At 72.1% G+C, this 20,705-nt stretch carries 20 protein-coding genes and 1 pseudogene; 10 read left to right on the top strand and 11 right to left on the bottom strand.

From position 1 onward, the window contains the following. Positions 1 to 109: 109 nt before the first annotated feature. Positions 110 to 295 carry a DUF6104 family protein gene (locus OO47_RS21915; protein WP_007266501.1) on the top strand — a complete coding sequence of 62 codons (186 nt, stop codon included), beginning with the start codon at positions 110 to 112 and terminating at the stop codon, positions 293 to 295. A gap of 30 nt (positions 296 to 325) precedes the next feature. Here OO47_RS21915 and OO47_RS21910 read toward each other — a convergent pair whose 3' ends face one another. After that, positions 326 to 1,141, bottom strand: a complete 816-nt coding sequence (locus OO47_RS21910) for a membrane protein (protein ID WP_030207434.1) — start codon at positions 1,139 to 1,141, stop codon at positions 326 to 328. A gap of 151 nt (positions 1,142 to 1,292) precedes the next feature. On the opposite strand from OO47_RS21910, the gene OO47_RS21905 reads away from it, so the two are divergent. Then, positions 1,293 to 2,168 (top strand): DUF4097 family beta strand repeat-containing protein, encoded by an 876-nt coding sequence (locus OO47_RS21905; protein WP_030207429.1) that lies wholly within the window; start codon positions 1,293 to 1,295, stop codon positions 2,166 to 2,168. A gap of 1 nt (position 2,169) precedes the next feature. Then, positions 2,170 to 3,078, top strand: coding sequence for a PadR family transcriptional regulator (locus OO47_RS21900; RefSeq protein ID WP_030207427.1), 909 nt, complete (start codon positions 2,170 to 2,172; stop codon positions 3,076 to 3,078). A gap of 160 nt (positions 3,079 to 3,238) precedes the next feature. Here the strand turns inward: OO47_RS21900 and OO47_RS21895 are convergent, their stop codons facing one another. The 3 genes from OO47_RS21895 to OO47_RS21885 all read right to left on the bottom strand — a co-directional run bounded on the left by OO47_RS21895 (position 3,239) and on the right by OO47_RS21885 (position 7,257). Continuing rightward, positions 3,239 to 4,654, bottom strand: a complete 1,416-nt coding sequence (locus OO47_RS21895; protein WP_030207425.1) for a cellulase family glycosylhydrolase — start codon at positions 4,652 to 4,654, stop codon at positions 3,239 to 3,241. Positions 4,655 to 4,748: 94 nt separating this feature from the next. Continuing rightward, a complete protein-coding gene (locus tag OO47_RS21890) occupies positions 4,749 to 5,714 on the bottom strand; it encodes a zinc-binding dehydrogenase (RefSeq protein WP_030207423.1) in 966 nt (321 codons plus the stop codon). Positions 5,715 to 6,048: 334 nt separating this feature from the next. Beyond that, complete coding sequence (locus OO47_RS21885; protein ID WP_030207420.1) at positions 6,049 to 7,257, bottom strand: NAD(P)-dependent malic enzyme; 1,209 nt, start codon at positions 7,255 to 7,257, stop codon at positions 6,049 to 6,051. A gap of 537 nt (positions 7,258 to 7,794) precedes the next feature. On the opposite strand from OO47_RS21885, the gene OO47_RS21880 reads away from it, so the two are divergent. Genes OO47_RS21880 through OO47_RS21870 form a run of 3 tightly spaced genes read left to right on the top strand, consistent with a single transcriptional unit; the run spans position 7,795 to position 10,507 of the window. Next, positions 7,795 to 8,763 (top strand): ABC transporter substrate-binding protein, encoded by a 969-nt coding sequence (locus tag OO47_RS21880; protein ID WP_030207417.1) that lies wholly within the window; start codon positions 7,795 to 7,797, stop codon positions 8,761 to 8,763. A gap of 29 nt (positions 8,764 to 8,792) precedes the next feature. Then, positions 8,793 to 9,743, top strand: coding sequence for an amino acid ABC transporter permease (locus OO47_RS21875; protein WP_030207414.1), 951 nt, complete (start codon positions 8,793 to 8,795; stop codon positions 9,741 to 9,743). Further along, positions 9,740 to 10,507 (top strand): amino acid ABC transporter ATP-binding protein, encoded by a 768-nt coding sequence (locus OO47_RS21870; protein ID WP_030207411.1) that lies wholly within the window; start codon positions 9,740 to 9,742, stop codon positions 10,505 to 10,507. The genes OO47_RS21875 and OO47_RS21870 overlap by 4 nt, the downstream gene beginning before the upstream one ends. A 61-nt stretch (positions 10,508 to 10,568) precedes the next feature. Here the strand turns inward: OO47_RS21870 and OO47_RS21865 are convergent, their stop codons facing one another. Continuing rightward, positions 10,569 to 11,318 carry a class I SAM-dependent methyltransferase gene (locus OO47_RS21865; RefSeq protein WP_030207409.1) on the bottom strand — a complete coding sequence of 250 codons (750 nt, stop codon included), beginning with the start codon at positions 11,316 to 11,318 and terminating at the stop codon, positions 10,569 to 10,571. 93 nt (positions 11,319 to 11,411) lie between these two features. Between OO47_RS21865 and OO47_RS21860 the strand changes: the two genes are divergently transcribed. Then, complete coding sequence (locus OO47_RS21860; RefSeq protein ID WP_030207406.1) at positions 11,412 to 12,065, top strand: CGNR zinc finger domain-containing protein; 654 nt, start codon at positions 11,412 to 11,414, stop codon at positions 12,063 to 12,065. A gap of 41 nt (positions 12,066 to 12,106) precedes the next feature. Here OO47_RS21860 and sodX read toward each other — a convergent pair. Then, positions 12,107 to 12,403, bottom strand: a pseudogene (gene sodX / locus OO47_RS38500) (nickel-type superoxide dismutase maturation protease); the annotation flags it as partial. A 182-nt stretch (positions 12,404 to 12,585) separates the two neighbouring features. On the opposite strand from sodX, the gene sodN reads away from it, so the two are divergent. Both sodN and OO47_RS21850 read left to right on the top strand, forming a co-directional pair. Beyond that, entirely contained in the window at positions 12,586 to 12,981 is a 396-nt protein-coding gene (sodN, locus tag OO47_RS21855) for a superoxide dismutase, Ni (RefSeq protein WP_030207400.1), read from the top strand. Between the two features lie 267 nt (positions 12,982 to 13,248). Next, positions 13,249 to 14,325 (top strand): hypothetical protein, encoded by a 1,077-nt coding sequence (locus OO47_RS21850; RefSeq protein ID WP_030207399.1) that lies wholly within the window; start codon positions 13,249 to 13,251, stop codon positions 14,323 to 14,325. Between the two features lie 330 nt (positions 14,326 to 14,655). On the opposite strand, the gene OO47_RS21845 is transcribed toward OO47_RS21850, so the two are convergent. Further along, the gene (locus OO47_RS21845; RefSeq protein WP_199812321.1) at positions 14,656 to 15,624 is read right to left on the bottom strand and encodes a LysR family transcriptional regulator; all 969 of its coding nucleotides are present in this window, start codon (positions 15,622 to 15,624) and stop codon (positions 14,656 to 14,658) included. A 186-nt stretch (positions 15,625 to 15,810) separates the two neighbouring features. Here OO47_RS21845 and snpA point away from each other — a divergent pair, with 186 nt between their 5' ends. Next, on the top strand, positions 15,811 to 16,464 hold the full coding sequence (gene snpA, locus OO47_RS21840) for a snapalysin (RefSeq protein WP_030207392.1): 654 nt from the start codon (positions 15,811 to 15,813) through the stop codon (positions 16,462 to 16,464). Between the two features lie 125 nt (positions 16,465 to 16,589). On the opposite strand, the gene OO47_RS21835 is transcribed toward snpA, so the two are convergent. The 4 genes from OO47_RS21835 to OO47_RS21820 all read right to left on the bottom strand — a co-directional run bounded on the left by OO47_RS21835 (position 16,590) and on the right by OO47_RS21820 (position 20,514). Next, the gene (locus OO47_RS21835; protein ID WP_030207389.1) at positions 16,590 to 17,003 is read right to left on the bottom strand and encodes a DUF6304 family protein; all 414 of its coding nucleotides are present in this window, start codon (positions 17,001 to 17,003) and stop codon (positions 16,590 to 16,592) included. A gap of 152 nt (positions 17,004 to 17,155) precedes the next feature. Next, the gene (locus OO47_RS21830; RefSeq protein WP_030207386.1) at positions 17,156 to 17,737 is read right to left on the bottom strand and encodes a dihydrofolate reductase family protein; all 582 of its coding nucleotides are present in this window, start codon (positions 17,735 to 17,737) and stop codon (positions 17,156 to 17,158) included. A 212-nt stretch (positions 17,738 to 17,949) separates the two neighbouring features. Then, a complete protein-coding gene (locus tag OO47_RS21825) occupies positions 17,950 to 18,993 on the bottom strand; it encodes a family 2 encapsulin nanocompartment cargo protein polyprenyl transferase (RefSeq protein ID WP_030207383.1) in 1,044 nt (347 codons plus the stop codon). A gap of 105 nt (positions 18,994 to 19,098) precedes the next feature. After that, positions 19,099 to 20,514, bottom strand: a complete 1,416-nt coding sequence (locus OO47_RS21820; RefSeq protein WP_030207380.1) for a family 2B encapsulin nanocompartment shell protein — start codon at positions 20,512 to 20,514, stop codon at positions 19,099 to 19,101. Positions 20,515 to 20,705: the final 191 nt, after the last annotated feature.

Here is a 20,705-nt window from a genome sequence, read left to right as displayed (position 1 = left end):
GCTCCCCGAAGCGATGTTGGATCCAGAAGGCTAACGGGTGGGACTGACGGGCGACAGGGGACGGGAGAGGACGGCGCAGACGCGGCGGGGCACGGCCTATTCTGATCGCATGTACTTCACCGACCGTGGCATCGAGGAACTGGAGAAGCGGCGCGGCGAGGAGGAGGTCACCTTCGAGTGGCTCGCCGAGCAGCTGCGGACGTTCGTCGACCTCAACCCCGACTTCGAGGTGCCGGTCGAGCGCCTCGCCACCTGGCTGGCCCGTCTGGACGACGAGGACGAGGACGACGAGTAGGGCGCTGCCACGCCACCGGGCGCCGCCCGGTCACCGCTCCCTGAGCCGGTCGTAGGCGAGTCCGAGCGCGCCGTGCGCGACGAGCAGGGCCCCGGCCGTCGCCCAGCCGCCGCTGCGCCGTCCGGCGCCCCAGAGCAGCAGCGGCACCCCCGCCAGGAGCTGCGCCCCGCCCAGCACGCGCGCCCGGGGGCCGCGCAGGTACGGGCCGAGGGGGCCGCCCTCCACCGCGTCGAGCTCGGCGCGCACCGCGTCCCTCCAGGCGGCTCCTTCGATCTGTTCGGCGTCCTGTGCGAGGGCGGCGGCGCGGAGCCGGTCGGCGTCGTCGCCCGGGACGAGGCCGGTGGGCAGTGCGAGGCCGGCGCGGGCGAGGACCGCGACGGTGCCGACGAGCCGGCTGCGGCCGTCGGCCTCCGGGTCGGGCGCGGCGAGCGGTTCGAGGGCCTGGACGTCGAGGACCGGGTCGAGGCCGAGCCGGGCGGCGAAGGTGCGCAGCGCCTCGTCCTCGCCGACGGGGGTGCCGTCCGCGAGCCAGGTGTAGCCGACCGCGCGGCGGAAGCCGGCGGCGAGGGTGAACCCGGCCCGGTCGCGGTCCCACCACAGGGCGACGACGGGCCAGGTGGCGGCCGGGACGGCGAGGGCGGTGGCCCAGCCGGTGACGACCTGTTCGACCGGCTCCCCGTCGTGCAGCCAGGGTTTCCCCTCCGGTACGAGGACGCTCCAGCCGGTGCCGGCGGGGGCGAGGAGCAGGTGTTCCCCGAGCAGCCGGGCCGGCGGCCGGACCGCCGGGGGATCGGAGCGGCAGAGCAGCAGCGCCCCGGCGGGCTTCGGTCCGGATGTCGCGTTCACGACCCCACGCTAGGTCATTTTGTCCACGTAAGGGATCTTTTCACCCCCACCCCGTCAGGGAAGAGTCAGGGTTGACTTCACTCGACCGCGATATATCGTGTTGCTTCGAGAGACGCGATATGTTGCGTTGCCGATACGGGAGGTCAGCACCATGACAGAGTGGTCCGTCACCGAGCCGACGAAACTGGCGCCGGCCGACCCCGTGACGCGCCTGCGGATCCGCATCGTCAACGGCGCGGTGAACGTGGTGGGGACGGACGAGGACGCGGCCCGTGTGGAGATCTCCGAGGTCGACGGCCCGCCGCTGCTCGTGTCGCAGGACGGCTCGACCCTCACCGTGGGCTACGAGGACCTCCAGTGGAAGCACGTCCTCAAGCTGTTCGACCGCAAGGAGTACCGGCGCCGCGCCGTCGTCTCCGTCGCCGTCCCCGCGGGGGTCGACGTCGAGGTGGGCGTGGTCGGCGCCGAGGCCGTCGTCTCCGGCATCAGGGGGCGTACGGAGGTGCGCGGCGTCAGCGGCGACACCACCCTCCTGGGGCTCTCCGGCCCGGTCCGCGCGGAGAGCGTCTCGGGGAGCCTGGAGGCCCAGTCGGTCACGGGCGCCCTGCACGCGAACTCCATGACCGGGGACGTGACGGTGATCGAGGGCGCCGGCGGCTCCGTGCGGGCCGAGACGATCAGCGGCGACATGGTCGTCGACCTCGATCCGGCCGGGCTCGACGGCCCGCCCGCCGACATCCGGCTCTCCAGCGTCTCCGGCGAGGTCGCCATCCGCCTCCCGCACCCGGCCGACGCCCGGGTCGAGGCGAGCACCACGAGCGGCTCCGTGTCGAACGCCTTCGAGGACCTCCGGGTGGGAGGCCAGTGGGGCGCCAAGACCGTCACCGGCACCCTCGGCTCCGGCCGGGGCACGCTCAAGGCCACCACCGTCTCCGGCTCCATCGCCCTGCTCCGCCGCCCCGAGGCGGACGAGGACCCCGGCGCCGGCCCCTCCTCCACCCCCTCCGCGACCGGAAAGGTGCTCTGACATGCCGCCCGTCTTCGCCCACGGCCGCCTCCGCCTCTACCTGCTCAAGCTGCTCGACGAGGCCCCGCGCCACGGATACGAGGTGATCAGACTCCTGGAGGAGCGCTTCCAGGGCCTCTACGCGCCCTCGGCCGGCACGGTCTACCCCCGCCTGGCCAAGCTGGAGGCCGAGGGGCTCGTCACCCACGCCAGCGAGGGGGGCCGGAAGGTCTACTCGATCACCGAGGCGGGCCGCGCCGAACTGGCCGGGCGCGGCGCCGAACTGGACGACCTGGAGCGGGAGATCCGCGAGTCGGTGTCGGAGCTGGCGGCGGAGATACGCGACGACGTGCGCGGCGCGGCCGGCCGGGTCCGCAGCGAGATGCGCGCGGCGGCGGGCCGGGCCCGCACGGCGGAGCCCTCCTCTTTCGCCGACGCCAAGGAGGAGCTGCGCCGGGTCGGGCAGGAGTGGAAGCAGCAGGCCCGCGAGGCCCGCGCGGAGGCCCGGTCGGCGCGCCGCCAGGCGAAGGAGTTCCAGCGGATCGCACAGCAGGTCCAGGAGGAGGTCCAGGACCGCTTCTCGCGGGGCGACTGGCCCAAGGGGGTCTGGGAGGGGATCTCCGGCATCACGGCCCAGCTCGGTGACCTGGTGACGGGCACGACCCATCCGAAGGCCGCCGGCGCCGCCGACCGGGAGCCGCCGTTCACGGCGGCCCCGGCCGACGAGGCGCCGGAGTGGGCGCGGGACGCGGAGGGTTCGGGCGACCCGGCCCGCGACCTCGACCGGCTCCTCGACCGCTTCCGCGACGAGATCCGGGACGCGGCCCGGGACCACGGGGTGACCCCGGAGCAGCTGGCCGAGACCCGCCGCCACCTCTCGACGGCGGCCCACCGCATCACGGGCCTGCTGCACCCCGAGCGGAAGGGGTGAGCGACCGGGAGCGAAGGGCGACGGGGCGGCGGTAGGACGGGGCACCCGGCCGGGCGGGGCGGACTGCCGGCGCGGGACGGGCCGCAGGCACCGGCGGCCCGACGGCACTCACCCGGCGGCACCGGCCCGGCGGCACCGGCCCGACGGCAGCTGCCCGGCGTCAGCGGCGGGTGACCGTGACCGTCACGCGCGCGTCCGGGGCCGCGAGGACCCGGGCCCGGCCACGCTCCTCGCGGAGGACGAGGGCCGCGCCCCGGACCGTCACCCGCCAGTCGCCGGGCGGCAGGGAGAGTTCGGTGACCCGGGGACCACGGCGCCCGGCGGCGTCGTACGTGAGGCGGTAGACCCCGGCCCCTGAGTCGTACGCGGCGGAGCGGACCCGGCCCGCGACCGCCTCCGCGTACGGCTCGGCGGTCAGTTCCTTGTTGGTGCGGAAGGCGCCGGTGCCGTCGACCGCGCAGTAGCCGCCGCCGTAGCACCACACGTATCCCGCCCAGCCGGAGCCGTAGCGGCCGAGGGAGGACATCGCGTCGCGGTAGAAGCGGTTCATGTTCGGCAGGGAGTTGTTGAGCGGCCCCCACTCCCCCACCACCACGGGCACCTCGTACTGCTCGGGGTAGCGGGTGACCGCCCGCTCGTAGCTCTCGATCCAGCCGGCGGCGGGGTCGTAGTCGGCGCCGGCCTCCATGCCGGTGTTGTAGAAGTGCGGGGCGTAGACGACCTTCGGGTCGTGGATCCGGCCGAGCCCGGTAGGCACGCCCTCGCCCACGACGGGCGTCGGCTCGACGAAGATCCAGGCGTCCCGGTCGACCGTGCGGACGGCGTCCGCGAGCCGGTTGTAGAGGGGGGTGAGCTGGTCCCGTTCGATGCGCCGCGCCGCCGTGGCCAGGTCCTCGCCCTCCCGGACCTCACCCATCGGCTCGTTGATCAGGTCGTAGCCGAGGAGGGCCGGGTGGCCGTCGAGGCGGTCGGCGAGCACCCGCCACATGCGGGCCTGGGCGCGCCGCAGGTCCTCGTCCTCGTACAGGTGGGTGAAGGCCCGCTGGACGGCGGGCTCGAAGTACTCGGAGAACCAGTCGTCCGGGCGCGGGGTGAAGGGCAGCCCGTCGGTCCTGGTCGCCCACGCGGGGATGCCCCGGTGGCCGAACGCGGGGCCGAAGACGTCCTGGTGGGCGTCGACGAGGACCTTGACGTCGTGCTTCTCCGCCCAGTCCAGGATGCGTTCGATCTTCCGCAGGTAGGCCTGGCTGTACTGGCCGGGCCGGGGCTCCAGGTCGTCCCAGAAGACCAGGAGGCGGGCGAAGTTGAAGCCCTTGGCCCGCATGTCGCGGAAGTGCTTCTCGGTGACGGCCGAGAGGGCGGCGTCGCCGCGGTTCGCCTTGTCCTCGACGTTCCAGCCGCGCAGGGTGAGGGCGCGGCCGTGCTCGTCGGTGAGGGCGGGGATGCCGGCGCCGGCCGTGCGTCCGGCCCCGTCCCCGGTCTCCGCGCGGGCGGCCGTCGGGGCGAGCAGCGCGGCGGCGACGGCGCTCGCGAGGAGAGCGGTTCGCCAGGTGGTGGACCAGGTGGTTCGCGGCAAGGGGGACCTCCGGCACGTCGGTGTGTTCGGGGTGCGCGTGCCGGAGATCCCATCAGCACGACTGACGAGTCATCAAGAGGTCGTCGGGAGAACTTCAGGAGGTCGTCAGGACGACCTTGCCGAAGAGGTCGCCCGCGGCCATCTTCTCGAAGCCCTCCCGCGCCCGGTCGAGGGGCAGGACGTCGTCGATGACCGGCCGGACGCCGGTGGCCGCGCAGAAGGCCAGCAGGTCCTCCAGCTCGTCCTTGGAGCCCATCGTGGAGCCGACGACCTTCAGTTCCAGGAAGAAGATCCGGGTCAGCTCGGCGTGCGAGGGCCGGTCGCCGCTGGTGGCGCCCGAGATGACGAGCGTGCCGCCCGGCCGCAGCGACTTGACCGAGTGGGACCAGGTCGCGGCGCCGACGGTCTCGATGACCGCGTCCACCCGCCCCGGGAGCCGCGCGCCCGGCTCGTACGCCTCGACGGCGCCCAGTTCGACGGCCCGCTTGCGCTTCTCCTCGTCGCGGCTGGTGGCGAAGACCCGCAGGCCGGCCGCCTTGCCGAGGGCGATCGCGGCGGTGGCCACGCCGCCGCCGGCGCCCTGCACGAGGACCGAGTCCCCGGGCCGTACACCGGCGTTGGTGAAGAGCATGCGGTACGCGGTCAGCCAGGCGGTGGGCAGGCAGGCGGCCTCCTCGAAGGAGAGCTCCTTCGGCTTGGGCAGCACGTTCCAGCGGGGGACGGTGACCCGCTCGGCGAAGGTGCCCTGGTAACGCTCGGTGAGGATGGACCGGGGCTCGTCCGGGCCGACGCCGTGACCCGTCTGGCCGATCACGGAGTGCAGGACGACCTCGTTGCCGTCCTCGTCGATGCCGGCGGCGTCGCAGCCGAGGATCATCGGCAGCTTCTCCTCGGGAAGGCCCACTCCGCGCAGCGACCACAGGTCGTGGTGGTTGAGCGAGGCGGCCTTGACGGTCACGGTGGTCCAGCCGGCCCGCTCCTCGGGTTCGGGGCGTTCGCCCAACTCAAGGCCGTTCAGCGGCTGGTCACGGTCGATTCGGGCGGCGTAGGCAGCGAACATGGCCCCGACCCTAGGGCGCGCGGGCGGGCGGGGGAACCACGCCCCGGTGTGACCCGTGTCGCCCGACGGCCCCTGGACACCGCGGCCCGCTCCGTATGAGCACCTGCGCACCGGGGCCGTCCCCGCGTACACCCGTATACGAACCTGTACATGCGCCCGTATGCGCACCCGTATACGCACCCGCCTACGCGCCTGTATACGCACCCGTATGCACACATACACACCCCCGCACAAACCCGTATACGAGCGCCCGCGCGGCGGGGCCTCCCGTCGTACCCCGAAGGGCCCCGTCCCGGTGTCCGGAACGGGGCCCTTCGGTGGTGCCGGAGGCGCGTCAGCGGCGGGCGACGCCCTCGGCGCGGGCGGCGGCGGCGACCGCGGCGGTGACGGCCGGGGCGACCCGCTCGTCGAACGGCGACGGGATCACGTAGTCGGCGGCGAGCTGGTCGCCGACCACGTCCGCGAGCGCGTTCGCCGCGGCGATCTTCATGCCCTCGGTGATCCGGGAGGCCCGGACCTGGAGCGCGCCGGCGAAGATGCCGGGGAACGCGAGGACGTTGTTGATCTGGTTCGGGTAGTCCGAACGGCCGGTCGCCACGACGGCCGCGTACTTGTGCGCGACGTCGGGGTGCACCTCGGGGTTCGGGTTCGCCATGGCGAACACGAAGGCGTTCGGGGCCATGGTGGCGACGGCCGCCTCGGGGACGGTGCCGCCGGAGACGCCGATGAAGACGTCGGCGCCGGCCAGGGCGTCCTCCAGGGAGCCGGTCAGACCCGCCTTGTTGGTGATCTCGGCCAGCTCGCGCTTGACGTCCGTGAGGTCCTCGCGGTCACGGCTGACGATGCCCTTGCGGTCGGCGACGGCGACGTCGCCGAGGCCGGCCTCCAGGAGGAACTTCGCGATCGCGACACCGGCCGCACCGGCGCCGGAGATGACCGCGCGCAGGTTGCCGAGGTTCCGGTCGGTCAGCTTCGCCGCGTTGCGCAGGGCCGCGAGCGTGACGATCGCGGTGCCGTGCTGGTCGTCGTGGAAGACCGGGATGTCGAGGCGCTCCTGGAGCTTGCGCTCGATCTCGAAGCACCGCGGGGCCGAGATGTCCTCCAGGTTCACGCCGCCGAAGGAGGGGGCGAGCCGGACGACGGTCTCGACGATCTCGTCGGTGTCGGTGGTGGCGAGGGCGATCGGGACCGCGTCCACGCCGCCGAACTGCTTGAAGAGGATGGCCTTCCCCTCCATGACCGGGAGGGAGGCCTCCGGGCCGATGTCGCCGAGGCCGAGCACCGCGGTGCCGTCGGTCACGACCGCGACGACCTGGGACTTCCAGGTGTAGTCGTTGACCAGTTCGGGCTGCTCGGCGATCGCGGTGCACACCTTGGCGACGCCGGGGGTGTACGCGAGGGACAGGTCGTCCTTGTCCCGGACGGGGACGGTGGCCTGCACGGCCATCTTGCCGCCCCGGTGGAGGGCGAAGACAGGATCGAAGGGCTCCTCGGGAGCTTCCGTACCGCTGTCGTTGTGAGGGTTGACGATCTCCGCTGCCATTGGGTTGACCCCTTGAGTCTGTTTCATTTGAGGGTGGCCGCTCCCGGTTCGGGAGGGGTGGGGAGGCACCGCGGCCGCCTGGTCGGGCAGCCGCTCGGGCGCGCCGCACAACGCGCCCTGAGCCCCGGATGAGGGGTGTAAGGATCCTTCTTACCGGACGGACGGCACCGCAGACGAGTCCATACCCGTTCGGTGACACGACTCATACCGAGAGCATCCGGGCACGGTCGAGTGATGACACGTCACACGATGTCCGCATAGATGCCCAGGGCACCCGATTGGCGGCCTTCCCGTCGTCCGAATGGCGAGATCCACCGGAGATTTTCCGGTGTCGCGGAAGGGATTCCGCAGAAGGTGCGGCCCTGATGGAGCGGTCTGTCGTGATTCGGGGGTCACCCGTTACCCGATTTTGACATCCGTGGCCGTCGGTTTGAGGCAGTCCGAATGGCAAGATGCCGTAATCACACGAGGCCGCGACACTCGAAGATGCGTACGTGGCCACCTGGCATCTCCCTGATACGCCGGAGGAACCCGACCATGACCGCACGCTCCACGCGCTGTACGACCGCCGCCAAGACCCGCACCTCCCGTCTTGCCGCGGTCGCCGCCATCGCGGTCGCCGGCTCCATGCTGCTGACCGCCTGTGGCGACCAGACCGAGGGCGGCTCGGCGGAGGGCACCTCGCCCTCCCAGAAGCCCGCCTCCAACGCGCCGCTCTTCTCGAAGCTCCCGGCCGACATCCAGAAGTCCGGCGTCATCAAGGTCGGCACGGACGCCTCGTACGCCCCGATGGAGTTCACCGAGGGCGGCAAGATCGTCGGCGTCGACCCCGACATCGCCCAGGCCCTGAGCAAGCAGCTCGGCGTCAGGCTGGAGTTCGTCTCGGGCACCTTCGACGGCCTGATCACCTCGATCTACAGCGGTCGCCAGGACCTGATCATGTCCTCGATGACGGACAACAAGAAGCGCCAGGAGGGCCTGGACGACGCCGGGAAGAAGATCGGCAAGGGCATCGACTTCGTCGACTACTTCAGCTCCGGCGTCTCCCTCCTGGTCAAGAAGGGCAACCCGCAGGGCATCAACTCCCTCGACGACCTCTGCGGCAAGACCGTGGCCGTCCAGCGCGGCACGATCTACGAGGACACCTTCAAGGCGCAGGCCGCCAAGTGCGGCGACAAGAAGCTGACGATCCAGGCCTTCGACACCGACGCCGAGGCGCAGACCCGCGTCAAGGCCGGCGGCGCGGTCGCCGACCTGAACGACTACCCGGTGGCCGCGTACATCGCGAAGACCTCGGGCGGCGGCAACGACTTCGAGGTCGTCGGCAGCCAGAGCGACGTCGGCCTCTTCGGCATCGGCGTCTCCAAGGACAAGCCCCAGCTGCGTGACGCGATCAAGGAAGCGCTCGACGCCATCATCAAGGACGGCTCCTACGCCGAGGTCCTGAAGAAGTGGGACGTCGAGGACAGCGCGGTCAAGTCGGCCACCGTCAACGCCGGCAAGTGACCTCGTCGCACCACTGAAGGGCAGTCGTCATGACTGACAAGATCCACAAGGACCCGGCCGCCGCTCCGGCCGGGTCCGACCCCGCGGGCTCCACCCCGTACGAGGCGATCAAGGCCGTACCCGTGCGGCACTACGGGCGCTGGGTCAGCGCCGTGGTGGTCGTGGTCCTCCTCGGCTGGCTGGTCTACGCCTTCTCCCAGGGCAACGTCATCTGGGACACGGTGTGGGACAAGGTGTTCGACCCGTCGATCATCAGCGGCCTGTGGAACACCATCCTCATCAGCGTCGCCTCGATGGCGCTCGGCCTCGTCCTCGGCGTCCTCTTCGCCGTGATGCGGCTCTCCAAGAACCCGGTCACCGGCGCGGTGGCCTGGCTCTACATCTGGTTCTTCCGCGGCACGCCGGTCTACGTGCAGCTGCTCGTCTGGTTCAACCTGTCGCTGATCTTCCAGTACATCGACCTCGGGCCGATCTACAAGAACGAGACCGTGGACGTCATGACGCCGTTCATGGTGGCCCTGCTCGGCCTCGGCCTGAACGAGGGCGCCTACATGGCGGAGATCGTCCGGGCCGGCATCCAGTCCGTCGACGAGGGCCAGACCGAGGCGGCGCACGCGCTCGGCATGTCCCAGACGAAGACCATGGGCCGGATCGTCCTCCCGCAGGCCATGCGGGTGATCGTGCCGCCGACGGGCAACGAGTTCATCAACATGCTGAAGACCTCGTCGCTGGTCTCGGCCGTGCAGTACACCGAACTGCTGCGGGCCTCGTCGAACATCGGCAGCACGGCCGGCGCCGTGATGGAGATGCTGTTCGTCGCCTCCATCTGGTACCTGGCGCTGACCAGCGTGTTCAGCGTCGGCCAGTACTACCTGGAGCGTCGCTTCTCCCGCGGTTCGACCCGCAACCTGCCGCCCACCCCCTGGCAGCGGGTCAAGGCGAACCTGACCACCTTCAAGCGATCGGCGGTGTCCGGATGACCGGCGAGCCCATGGTCAAGGCCGAAGGCGTCCACAAGTCCTACGGCGCCGCCCACATCCTCCGGGGCATCGACCTGGAGGTCCGCAACGGCGAGGTCTTCTGCCTGGTCGGCCCGTCCGGCTCCGGCAAGTCGACCTTCCTGCGCTGCATCAACCACCTGGAGCGCATCGACGCCGGCCGGCTCTCGGTCGACGGGCACCTGGTGGGGTACCGGCAGAAGGGCGACAAGCTCTACGAGCTGAAGGACAGCGAGGTCGCGCTCCAGCGCCGCGACATCGGCATGGTCTTCCAGCGCTTCAACCTCTTCCCGCACATGACGGCCCTGGGCAACGTCATGGAGGCGCCCATCCAGGTGAAGGGCGAGTCGAAGGCGGTGGCGCGCGAGCGCGCCGAGCGCCTGCTCGACCGGGTCGGCCTGCGGGACAAGACGGGGAACTACCCGTCGCAGCTCTCCGGCGGCCAGCAGCAGCGCGTGGCGATCGCCCGCGCGCTGGCGATGGAGCCGAAGCTGATGCTCTTCGACGAGCCGACCTCGGCGCTCGACCCGGAGCTGGTCGGTGACGTCCTCGACGTCATGCGGGACCTGGCCGAGTCGGGCATGACGATGGTCGTCGTCACGCACGAGATGGGCTTCGCCCGCGAGGTCGGCGACTCGCTGGTCTTCATGGACGGCGGCGTGGTGGTCGAGTCGGGCAACCCGCGCGACGTCCTGGGCAACCCGCAGCACGACCGGACGAAGGCGTTCCTGTCCAAGGTGCTGTAAGGGCGTACGGGAAGGGGCGGTACGGGATCTCCCGTACCGCCCCTTCCCGCGTACCCGGCGGCTACTTCACGGCGAGGAGCAGGGTGTCGGAGGGCGAGGCCCAGACGGTCCGGGCCTCGCCGAAGCCGGCGGCGCGCAGGGTGTCGGCGTGCCAGCGCGGGGAGGGCATGTCGCCGTCGGCGTGCTCGCCGTAGATCTCGAAGCGGCGGGCGGTGGGCCCGGCCAGGACGGGGTCCTTCGCGGCGAGGGCCCACCAGTCGGCCCAGTCGAGGACGCCGGCGGCCTTCTCGCGGTCCATGCGCGCGTGGCGCCGGGCGCGCTCGGCGGCGTTGATGCGGGGCGTGGATCCGTCGATCATGTGGTCGGCGTTCATGAGGACGCCGCCGTCCCGGACGAGCCCGGCGAGCTGCCCGTAGAGGGTGGCGAGGGGCTCGCTGTGGAGCCAGTGCAGGGCGGTGGCGGTGAGGACGGCGTCGTACGAGTTGTACGGCAGGCCCGCGGCCCACGCGGGGTCCTTGAGGTCGGCGGTCACGAAGGCGACGCGCTCGTCCCCGGCGAAGTACCCCTCGGCGATGGCGAGGAGGGCGGGGTCGAGGTCGACGCCGGTACTGGTCGCCTTCGGGAACCTCTTGAGGAGCCGATCCGTGATACTTCCCGTACCGCACGCGAGGTCGAGGACGCGGGGCTCCGGCCCCACCAGCGCCTCGACCATGTCGAGCATCACGCGGAACCGCTCCTCGCGGTCCGGCATGTACCACTCCTGCTGACGGTCCCAGCTCTGCTGCCAGGCCGCCCAGTCGGTTCCGGTCATCGCCGCACCCTCCCCACTTCGTAATACCCTCGAAGGGGAAACAACCGTTACCCCTTCGACCGAGACACTAGCCCGCCGAAGTAAGGACTACAAGTGGAACTGGCCCATTACTCGGATTTCGCCGTGCGTCTGGTCAACACCGAGGAGCCGACCCGCGGCAAGGACGCCCTGTCCTCGGTCGAGGTGGTGCGGGACCTCTTCGGCGAGGCCTCCCAGATGGCCCGGCGGGTCACCGAGGCGGACGTGCCCCGCTTCCGCGCGATCCGGGCCCGGCTGCGGGCGGTCTTCACGGCGGCCGACGAGGGCGACCACACGGGGGCCGTGGACCTCCTGAACTCCCTGCTCCTGGAGTTCCCGGTCAGCCCCCAGATCTCGGGCCACGACTTCCTGGACGAGGAGGGCCGGCCGCGCTGGCACATGCACCTCGCGGACCACTCCTCGAACGCGACGACGGGGTACGCGGCCATCTGCGCGATGGGCCTCGCCTTCCACCTCACCGAGTTCGGCGCGGACCGGCTCGGCCTCTGCCAGGCGCCGCCCTGCCGCAACGCCTACCTGGACACCTCCACCAACCGCTCACGGCGCTACTGCTCGGACCGCTGCGCGACCCGCGCGAACGTGGCCGCCTACCGGGCCCGCAAGCGCCTGGAGGCCGAGCGGACGGACCACACGGACCGCGCCGACCGCGACCCCACCGGCCTGACCGCCGAGAAGAGCCAGGAGAGCACCACTCCGGCCGAACGCTGACGCCCCGGCGTCACCGGCCGGTACCGCGCCCGGACCCGCCCGAGCACGAGTTCGGGCGGTACGGCTCCGAAGACCCGGCTGTCCCCCTCGGCGTCCGGGTTGTCGCCGAGCACCCACCAGCCGCCGTCGCGTCGCTCGATCAGACGCTTCACGACGAGCAGGTCCTGCTGGAGCGGGTGGCGCAGCACGGCCACGCTCCCGGGCCGCAGCCGCCCGCCGTAGTGCACGAGCAGCCGGTCCCCGTGCAGCAGCGTGGGCACCATCGACACCCCCGTCACCTCGGCGATCCCGAACGGAGCCCCGGCCTCCGCCGCCCGCTCCCGCCCCGACCCGCTCATCCGGCACCTCCCGATCCGCCCGCGCGCGGACCCTCCGGTCCGCTCGTCCGCTCGTCCACTCGTACACGAGTCCCATGGTGACCCTGGACTTTTGACCTAAGCCCCCGGGGGCGCCCGAGAAAACGCCCTTCTCACCGAGTAATGTCCCACCTGAGAAGACGATCACGAGGAAGGACGGCTCAATGCTCTCCCGCCTGTTTGCCCCCAAGGTGAAGGTCAGCGCCCACTGCGACCTCCCGTGCGGCGTGTACGACCCGGCCCAGGCCCGCATCGAGGCCGAGTCCGTCAAGGCTGTCCAGGAGAAGTACCAGGCCAACGAGGACCCGCACTTCCGGGCCCGCGCCACGGTCATCAAGGAGCAGCGCGCGGAGCTCGCCAAGCACCACGTCTCGGTGCTCTGGAGCGACTACTTCAAGGCCCCGCACTTCGAGAAGTACCCCGAGCTCAACCAGCTGGTCAACGACACCCTGAAGGCCCTCTCGGCCGCCAAGGCGTCGACGGACCCGAAGACGGGCGAGAAGGCGCTGGAGCTCATCGCCGAGATCGACCGCATCTTCTGGGAGACGAAGAAGGCCTGATCCGCACACCTCATACCCTGCGCTCCACAGCAGGTCAGAGGGCAAGTGAGGCGGCCCGCTCGGAATGATCGAGCGGGCCGCTTCCAGTTTCGAGATCAACCGGGAGCCGACGGGGAGGCGGTCTTCGAACCGTCACCCCGAGCGCCGGTGCGCCCGGTCGCCACCGACCTCCCGGCCTGTGCGGCCGTACCGCTCACTACGCTGGCAGGCGTGCACACACCGCCGCCCCCACGACTGACCCCGGAAGCCGCCCGCGCCCTGCAGGGGATGCTTCGAACCGAAATCGGTCCGGGCCTCACCGAGCAGGAGCTCGACGCGGTCGAGACACGGTTCGGCTTCACCTTCGCGGCGGACCACCGGGTCTTCCTCGCCGCCGGGCTCCCGCGGGGCTCGTCGGGCTGGCCCGACTGGCGCGACGGCGACCCCGAGGACCTGGCCGGGCGCCTGGCGCGGCCGGTGGAGGGCGTGCTCTTCGACGTGGAGCACAACCGGTTCTGGCATCCTGCCTGGCCGTCGAGGCCGGCGGAGACGTCCGAGGCACTGCGCGCCGCGAGGAACGAACTGGAGAGCGCGCCGCGGCTGGTCCCGGTCTACGGGCACCGTTACCTGCCCGGCACGGCGGGCGAGCACGGCCATCCCGTGCTGTCCGTCCACCAGACCGACATCATCCTGTACGGGAACGACCTCGCCGACTACGTCCACCACGAATTCGCCGGCCGGCCGAGCGGCCTCCGCGCCCACGCGACCGTCGACTTCTGGTCGTACTTCGTGGAGGGCGGGCCGGGTGTCGACGTCACCGCGCCCACGCCGTTCTCTCCGTACGCCGTGACCGCGCAGGAGGCCGTCGACTGCATCCGGATGCTGGCCCTGGAACGCCTGATCGGCCGCCGACACCACCCCGAGCAGCTCGTTGAAGCCGGCCTCACGGCCCTGGTCCTCGACGTCGAGACGGAGTCCCTTCCCCTCCTCGCCGGCCTGTCCCGCTCCGAGCACGAGCAGGCCGACGCCCTTTTCGACCAGGTGCTGGGCGAACTCGGCCTGCTCCAGGAACTCCCGTCCGACACCACCGACCTCCCGTGGGAGGCGGCCCGCTGGGAGCTCGTCCGCTGGTGGCTCCATCTGATCGTGAACGGCAGCCTGGACCCCGGCGCCGGCGGCGACCTGATCGCGTACGAAGGATGGAACGCACTGGCCCGCCCTCGGCAGCTCAAGCCACTGGTCGAGAGGACCGACGCCCACAACGACCCGGCGGCGATCCGGCGGGGAGCCCGGGAACACCTGGCGGAACGGATCGTCGAGGAGGCGGGCCGCCTGCTGGACGGGCCCTGGCCGCCACTGGACTGATCCCAACGGCGGGCGGGGAGCACCACGGGCCGAACCGGTCGGGGAGTACGAGACGCTCGGACGTTCGCCGCCGGGCCGCGCATCCGGTCCGGAGCCGCCACCGGCCACAGGCCGAAGCCGTCGGCGGGGTGGCCCTCCAGGACGGGGTGCAGAACGATCATCCGGCGAGTGTGCGGCGACGCGCGACGGCCGCGCCACGGGACTTCCGGGGCGCGTCGCGGGGCTTTCGAGGCGCATCGCAGGACCCCCGGGGCGCGTCGCAGGGCTGCTGGAGTGTGCCGCAGGGCCTCCGGGGCGCTCCACAGAACCCGCAAAGCTCTCCCCGGACGCTCACACCGCCGTCAGGCACGGGCCCACCCACACCTCCGCCGTCGTCCCCCGGCTCCGTAACCACTCGCGGTACGGGGCCGCCCGCAGGGCCGCCTCGCGGTAGGAAGCGGCGAGTTCCGCGTACAGGACGTCGAGCGGCGCGCCCGGGCGCGCGTACAGGAGGAGGCGTACGGCCAGGGGGTCGCCGCGCAGGGGACGGACGGCCATGTCGTCGCGCGGGCCCGAGGTCGGCTGGCAGGGGGCGACGGCTTCCCCGAGGACGATGAGCGAGGCGGCCGTGTGGTAGTCGCCGTGCAGCAGCGGCGGGTCGATGCCGGCGGCGTGCAGGACCCGCCGCAGGCCGTCCCATTCGCCGTCGACGGTCGGGTCGACCATCCAGTGGTCGTCCGCGAGGTCGGCGAGGTCCACGACGGGCCGGGCTGCGGCCGGGTGGTCGCGGGCCATGGAGACGAACTGCGGTTCGCGGGCGACCAGGACCCGCTCCGTGAGGCCCTCGGGGACCTGTAGGGGACAGCCCTCCACCTCGTGCACGAAGGCGACGTCGAGCTGACCGGCGGCGACCATGCGGAGCAGCGCGTGGGCGGAGACGTCCACCCGCAGGCCGACCTCGGTGCCGGGGAGCCGCTGGCGGAGCCGGCGCAGCCAGCCCGGGAGGGCCCGGCTGGCGGTGGAGCCGACGCGGAGCCCGGGACCGGCCGCGCGGGCGGCCGCGGCCCGGGTCTCGGTGACGAGCGCGGCCATGTCCGCGACCAGGGGGCGGGCCCGGCTGAGCAGCGAGCGGCCGAGCGGGGTGGGGCGGCAGCCGGTGCGGCCGCGCGAGAAGAGCTCGGCGCCCAGGGAGTTCTCGATCCGGCGCAGTTGGGTGGTCAACGAGGGCTGGCTCATGCCCAGTTGCCGCGCCGCCTTGTGCAGGCTGCCCGCGTCCGCGATGGCGCAGAGCGCGCGCAGATGTCTCACCTCCAGCTCCATGCCCCGAGGGTAGGGCGGCTCCCTGAGACGCACCAGATACCCGGAACCCCTCGATCACCTTTCATTCCAAGGCCGTTGACAGGAAGGGGGGCGGTGATGCGGTGGGGCTATCGGTGGTTGGCATCATCCCCGTACGCCCCGGCTCCCTCCAGACTCTCCCCAACCCCACACAGGAGGAGCCCCCCCATGCGTCATCCCAAGGTCCTCGAAGCCGCGCTGACCACCGCCCTCGGCCTCGGTCTCGCCGCCTCGCTCGGCGCGGCCCCGGCCGTCGCCGCGCCCGACGACCGGCCCGCGTCCGCCGGCGCCGCCGCCGTGGCGTACGCCGGTTCGGCCGAGGAGGCCCGGGCCAACCAGGCCTTCTTCGACGCCGTCGTGAAGTCGGTGGCGAAGAAGCGGGCCGCCGCCCCCGGCGCGGCCGCCGTCACCGTCGTCTACAGCGCCGCCAACGCGCCGAGCTTCCGCACCCAGATCGCCCGCTCGACCCAGATATGGAACAGCTCGGTGGTGAACGTCCGGCTCGTCGAGGGCAGCAACCCCGACTTCCGCTACTACGAGGGGAACGACTCCCGCGGCTCGTACGCCAGCACCGACGGCCACGGCAGCGGCTACATCTTCCTCGACTACCGGCAGAACCAGCAGTACGACTCGACCCGGGTGACCGCCCACGAGACCGGGCACGTCCTCGGCCTTCCGGACCGCTACAGCGGTCCGTGCAGCGAGCTGATGTCGGGCGGCGGCCCCGGCCCGTCCTGCCGGAACGCCCAGCCGAACGCGCAGGAGCGGGCGCGCGTCGACCAGTTGTGGCGCTACGGCCTCGCCTCGGCCTTCAAGAACTGACGGAGCCGGGGTACGAGTACGACGGCGGCGTCCCTCCCCGGGCGCCGCCGTTCCCGTTCCCGTTTCCGGCCCTGTTCCCGTTTCCGGTCCCGGCCCTGTTCCCGTTTCCGCAGGCCCTTCGGCCGTCAGGCCGGCTGGAGGAGGGGCCGGCCGAAGTCCGCGCCGGGCGGCAGCTGGCGCCGGACCCGGGCGAGGGCCCCCTCGAAGTCGCCGCCCGCGACGCACGCCTCGAAGGCGGCGCCGCCGTAGTGCAGCGCGAGGCTGAGGTCGGACCGCTCGCCGAGCGTCAGCAGGCAGCTCAGCGTGGCCTGCTGGGAGACGCCGTCCACGACGACGGGGAGCGGCAGGTCCCACTCCAGGACGCAGCCGGTGAGGGCCTGCCCGTCGGCGGCGACGAGCGCGGCGAAGCTCTCGCCCGCGTACTCGGTCCCCCTGATCCGGACGGCTACGCGCCGCCCGTCGGCCGTGATGACGATCGCTTCCGCGCCGCTGCGGTCCCGGTACCAGCCGGTCCAGACTTCTGTCGACTCCGATGACATGCGCGGACTGTAGCGGTATGACCGGCTCCACCGCGCGCCCGGCCACCCGGTGGCCGGACTTCTCCCGATCTCGTCGTTCTTGCCGGTCGCATGCGGGGTCGCGGCTTCCGCGCCCCACGGCCCCCGTCCGCCCCCGCCTCCGTACGCGGGCGCTACCGCTTCCTGGAGTACCGGCGGACGAGCACGCCGTTGTCGAAGGCGCGGACGTCGTCCAGTTCGAAGTCCCGGGGTTCGAACCCGACGCCGAACATCGGCATGCCGCTGCCGTACACCTGCGGGTAGGTCTTGATGATCAGCTCGTCGATCTCGTCGACGAGTGCGCCGGCGACGGTGGAGCCGCCGCAGAGCCAGATGTCCAGCGGGCCCTCCTCGGCCTTGAGTTCGCGGACGCGGCCGACGAGGTCGTCGTGGATCAGCTCGACGTTCGGGTGGGGCGACTCGGCCAGGGAGTGGGTGGCGACGAGCTCGCGCAGGTGGTTGTAGGGGCTGGTGATGCCCACGTCCAGGGCGATCCGGTACGAGCCCATCCCCTGGATCACCGTGTCGAAGCGCTCGTTGGGGCCGTCGATGCCGAGGGCCTCCCGGCCCTGGGTGGGGACGGTCTCCGGGTACGAGGCGTTCATCCACTGGAGGTACGCCTCGTCCACGTACTTGTACATGGACGATGCGTCGCCCTCGGGGTCGCCGATGAAGCCGTCGATCGTACAGGCGATGTAGTAAGTGAGCTTGCGCAAACCGGTCCTCTCGTCGGGGCCCCCTCTTCGGAGAGGCCTGAGGAGCGGGCCACGCCCGCAACCACGCCAGCCATAGTGGTTCAGGTGTAGTGGTTACGCAAGCCCTTTTACCGCCTTCGCGTCCTCACCGCCTCTGCTGCCCCTGCTGCCTGCCTCCGCTGCCTCTACTGCCTCCACTGCCTCCACTGCCTCTACTGCCAGTGGGACGGAGCTCAGCGCGTGCGCCTGGTGACGAACTCCGCCAGGGCCAGCAGGTCCCCCGCGGCCGCCAGGTCCGGGACCGCCCGCGCCAGGTGCTCGACGGCGCGGCCCATGTGCTCGGCCGCCTGCACCTGGGCCCAGTCGCGCCCGCCGGCCCGCTCCACCGCGTCCGCCGCCGCCCGCACCTCCGCCACGTCGTGGAGCGGGCGGGAGTACAGCTCGGCCAGCTCCTCCCCCGCCGGGGTCCCGGAGGTGAGCGCCGCCACCACGGGCAGCGACTTCTTGTGGGCGGTCAGGTCGGCCCCGGCCGGCTTGCCCGTGCGCTCCGGGTCCCCCCAGATGCCGATGAGGTCGTCGATCAGCTGGAAGGCGAGGCCCGCCTCCCGGCCGAAGGCGTCCATCGCCGCGACCTCCTCCTCGTCCGCGCCCGCGTAGAGCGCGCCGAGGGCGCAGGCGCAGCCGAGCAGCGCCCCGGTCTTGGCGACGGCCATGGCCGTGCACTCGTCGAGGGAGATCTCGCGCGGACCGCGCTGCTCGAAGGCGCAGTCCGTCTGCTGCCCCGCGCAGAGTTCGATGACGCAGGCCGCGAGGCGCGCGGAGGCGGCCGCCGATGCGGGATGCGGGTCCTCGGCGAGCAGCCGCAGGGCGAGCGCGCTCATCGCGTCGCCCGCGATCAGCGCGTCCGGGATGCCGAACACCGTCCAGGCGGTGGGCCGGTGGCGCCGGGTCGGGTCCCCGTCGACGATGTCGTCGTGGAGCAGGGTGAAGTTGTGCGCGAGCTCCACCGCGACCGCGGCCTTCACGGCCCCGGCCTCCTCGGCGCCGAGCGCGCGGGCGGCGGCGAGGACGAGGGCGGGCCGGATGGCCTTGCCCGCCTGCTCGGCGGCCGGGGAGCCGTCGGCGTGCTCCCAGCCGAAGTGGTACATCGCGACCCGGCGTATGGAACCGGGCAGGGTCTCGACGGTCGAGCGGAGCTGGGGCTGGACGGCCGTCCGCGTCCGGTCCAGGAGCGCCGCGGCCCCCTGGCCGTCGGTGGCGGCATCCGCGCTGGTCATGGTCACGGTCACTTCCTTCGCGTCCTTCACGGCGGTCGTTCGCCGCGGCGGGCCGGGGACGCCCGGGGGCGGGAGGGTCCACTCCCGCCCCCGGGCGCCGCGGGCTCAGCGCCAGCGGCTGACCTCGACGTTCTCCAGGACGCCGAGCGCGTCCGGGACGAGGACCGCCGCCGAGTAGTAGGCGGTGACCAGGTAGGAGATGATCGCCTGCTCGTCGATGCCCATGAAGCGGACGGAGAGGCTGGGCTCGATCTCGTCGGGGATGCCGGTCTGGTGCAGGCCGATCACGCCCTGGTCGGCCTCGCCCGTACGCATGCAGATGATCGAGGTCGTACGGGCGTCCGAGACCGGGATCTTGTTGCACGGGTAGATGGGCACGCCGCGCCAGGTCGGGATGCGGTTGCCGTTGACGTCGATGGTCTCGGGCACCAGACCGCGCTTGTTGAGCTCGCGCCCGAAGGCGGCGATGGCGCGCGGGTGGGCGAGGAACATCTTGGAGCCCCGGCGGCGGGAGAGCAGCTCGTCCATGTCGTCCGGGCTGGGGGCGCCGTCGTGCGGCTGGATCCGCTGCCCGTAGTCGCAGTTGGAGAGGAGGCCGAACTCCTTGTTGTTGACGAGCTCGTACTCCTGGCGCTCGCGGAGCGCCTCGACCGTGAGCCGCAACTGCTGCTCGGTCTGGTTCATCGGCTGGTTGTAGAGGTCGGCGACGCGGCTGTGGACCTTCAGCACGGTCTGGGCGACGCTCAGCTCGTACTCGCGGGGGGAGGCGTCGTAGTCGACGTACGTGTGCGGGACGACGGCCTCGCCGACGTGGCCGGCGGAGAGGTCGATGGCGGCCTCGCCGTAGTTGTTGGTGCGCTGCTCGGGCAGGGCGGCGACGGTGGCGAGGTGGGCGGCGAGCGAGCCGGCCCGGTCCGCGAGGTTCCGCACGTCGGCCCGGGTGAGCTCCAGGACCGTGCAGGCGGTGGCGGCCCTGGCGGTCCACTCCCAGGTGGCGTCCTCGTGGATCAGGGAGGACTCGCCGAGGTAGGCGCCGTCGGCGAGGACGCCGAGGACCGCCTCGTCGCCGTACGGCCCCTCGCCGATCTGCTCGATCCGGCCGTGGGCGAGGAGGTACACCCGGTCGGTGGGGGCGCCGGCGAGGGCGACGGTCTCGCCCGCCGCGTACTCCCGCTGGGTGCAGCGGGCCGCGAGCTCGGACAGCGCCTCCTCGTCCTCGTAGCCGCGCAGTGCGGGGAGTTCGCCGAGTTCGGCGGGGATCACCGCGACGCGCTCGCCCGTCTGGACGAAGGTGACGCGCCCGTCCCCCACGGAGTAGCTGAGCCTCCGGTTCACCCGGTACGTGCCGCCCTGCACCTGGACCCACGGCAGCGCGCGCAGCAGCCACCGGGAGGTGATCTCCTGCATCTGCGGGGCCGACTTGGTGGTCGTGGCGAGGTTCCGCGCGGCGGCGGTGCCGAGACTCTGCTGCGGCGCCTGCTGCTCCGCGCGGACCTCGTCGCCAACCGAACCTACGGACATGGAACTCCCTCTCGTATGACTGAGTTGCGGGAGAAGCCTTTCAGTACGCAGCGTGTCGGCGCCATTACACAATCGAGTGGGACTGTTCGAAAACCTGCGGGGCATGTCACCGCTTTTCCATCCGGACGGTCGAGCCGCGGCGGCCCCTCGTGCCCCGCCGGGACCGGCTGTCCGGATCGACTGTCCGGATC

This window comes from Streptomyces bikiniensis, assembly GCF_000716625.1.
GTDB lineage: Bacteria > Actinomycetota > Actinomycetes > Streptomycetales > Streptomycetaceae > Streptomyces > Streptomyces bikiniensis.
Note: the sequence above shows the minus strand (reverse complement) of the source record. Positions and strands in the feature narration are given on the sequence as shown.

What these genes read in the sequence shown, in the direction of transcription:
- OO47_RS21915 (WP_007266501.1), top strand. Translation starts at nt 110, where the DNA reads ATGTACTTCACCGACCGTGGCATCGAGGAACTGGAGAAGCGGCGCGGC.
- OO47_RS21905 (WP_030207429.1), top strand. Translation starts at nt 1,293, where the DNA reads ATGACAGAGTGGTCCGTCACCGAGCCGACGAAACTGGCGCCGGCCGAC.
- OO47_RS21900 (WP_030207427.1), top strand. Translation starts at nt 2,170, where the DNA reads ATGCCGCCCGTCTTCGCCCACGGCCGCCTCCGCCTCTACCTGCTCAAG.
- OO47_RS21890 (WP_030207423.1), bottom strand. Translation starts at nt 5,714, where the DNA reads ATGTTCGCTGCCTACGCCGCCCGAATCGACCGTGACCAGCCGCTGAAC.
- OO47_RS21885 (WP_030207420.1), bottom strand. Translation starts at nt 7,257, where the DNA reads ATGGCAGCGGAGATCGTCAACCCTCACAACGACAGCGGTACGGAAGCT.
- OO47_RS21880 (WP_030207417.1), top strand. Translation starts at nt 7,795, where the DNA reads ATGACCGCACGCTCCACGCGCTGTACGACCGCCGCCAAGACCCGCACC.
- OO47_RS21875 (WP_030207414.1), top strand. Translation starts at nt 8,793, where the DNA reads ATGACTGACAAGATCCACAAGGACCCGGCCGCCGCTCCGGCCGGGTCC.
- OO47_RS21870 (WP_030207411.1), top strand. Translation starts at nt 9,740, where the DNA reads ATGACCGGCGAGCCCATGGTCAAGGCCGAAGGCGTCCACAAGTCCTAC.
- OO47_RS21865 (WP_030207409.1), bottom strand. Translation starts at nt 11,318, where the DNA reads ATGACCGGAACCGACTGGGCGGCCTGGCAGCAGAGCTGGGACCGTCAG.
- sodN (WP_030207400.1), top strand. Translation starts at nt 12,586, where the DNA reads ATGCTCTCCCGCCTGTTTGCCCCCAAGGTGAAGGTCAGCGCCCACTGC.
- OO47_RS21850 (WP_030207399.1), top strand. Translation starts at nt 13,249, where the DNA reads ATGCTTCGAACCGAAATCGGTCCGGGCCTCACCGAGCAGGAGCTCGAC.
- OO47_RS21845 (WP_199812321.1), bottom strand. Translation starts at nt 15,624, where the DNA reads ATGGAGCTGGAGGTGAGACATCTGCGCGCGCTCTGCGCCATCGCGGAC.
- snpA (WP_030207392.1), top strand. Translation starts at nt 15,811, where the DNA reads ATGCGTCATCCCAAGGTCCTCGAAGCCGCGCTGACCACCGCCCTCGGC.
- OO47_RS21835 (WP_030207389.1), bottom strand. Translation starts at nt 17,003, where the DNA reads ATGTCATCGGAGTCGACAGAAGTCTGGACCGGCTGGTACCGGGACCGC.
- OO47_RS21825 (WP_030207383.1), bottom strand. Translation starts at nt 18,993, where the DNA reads ATGACCAGCGCGGATGCCGCCACCGACGGCCAGGGGGCCGCGGCGCTC.
- OO47_RS21820 (WP_030207380.1), bottom strand. Translation starts at nt 20,514, where the DNA reads ATGTCCGTAGGTTCGGTTGGCGACGAGGTCCGCGCGGAGCAGCAGGCG.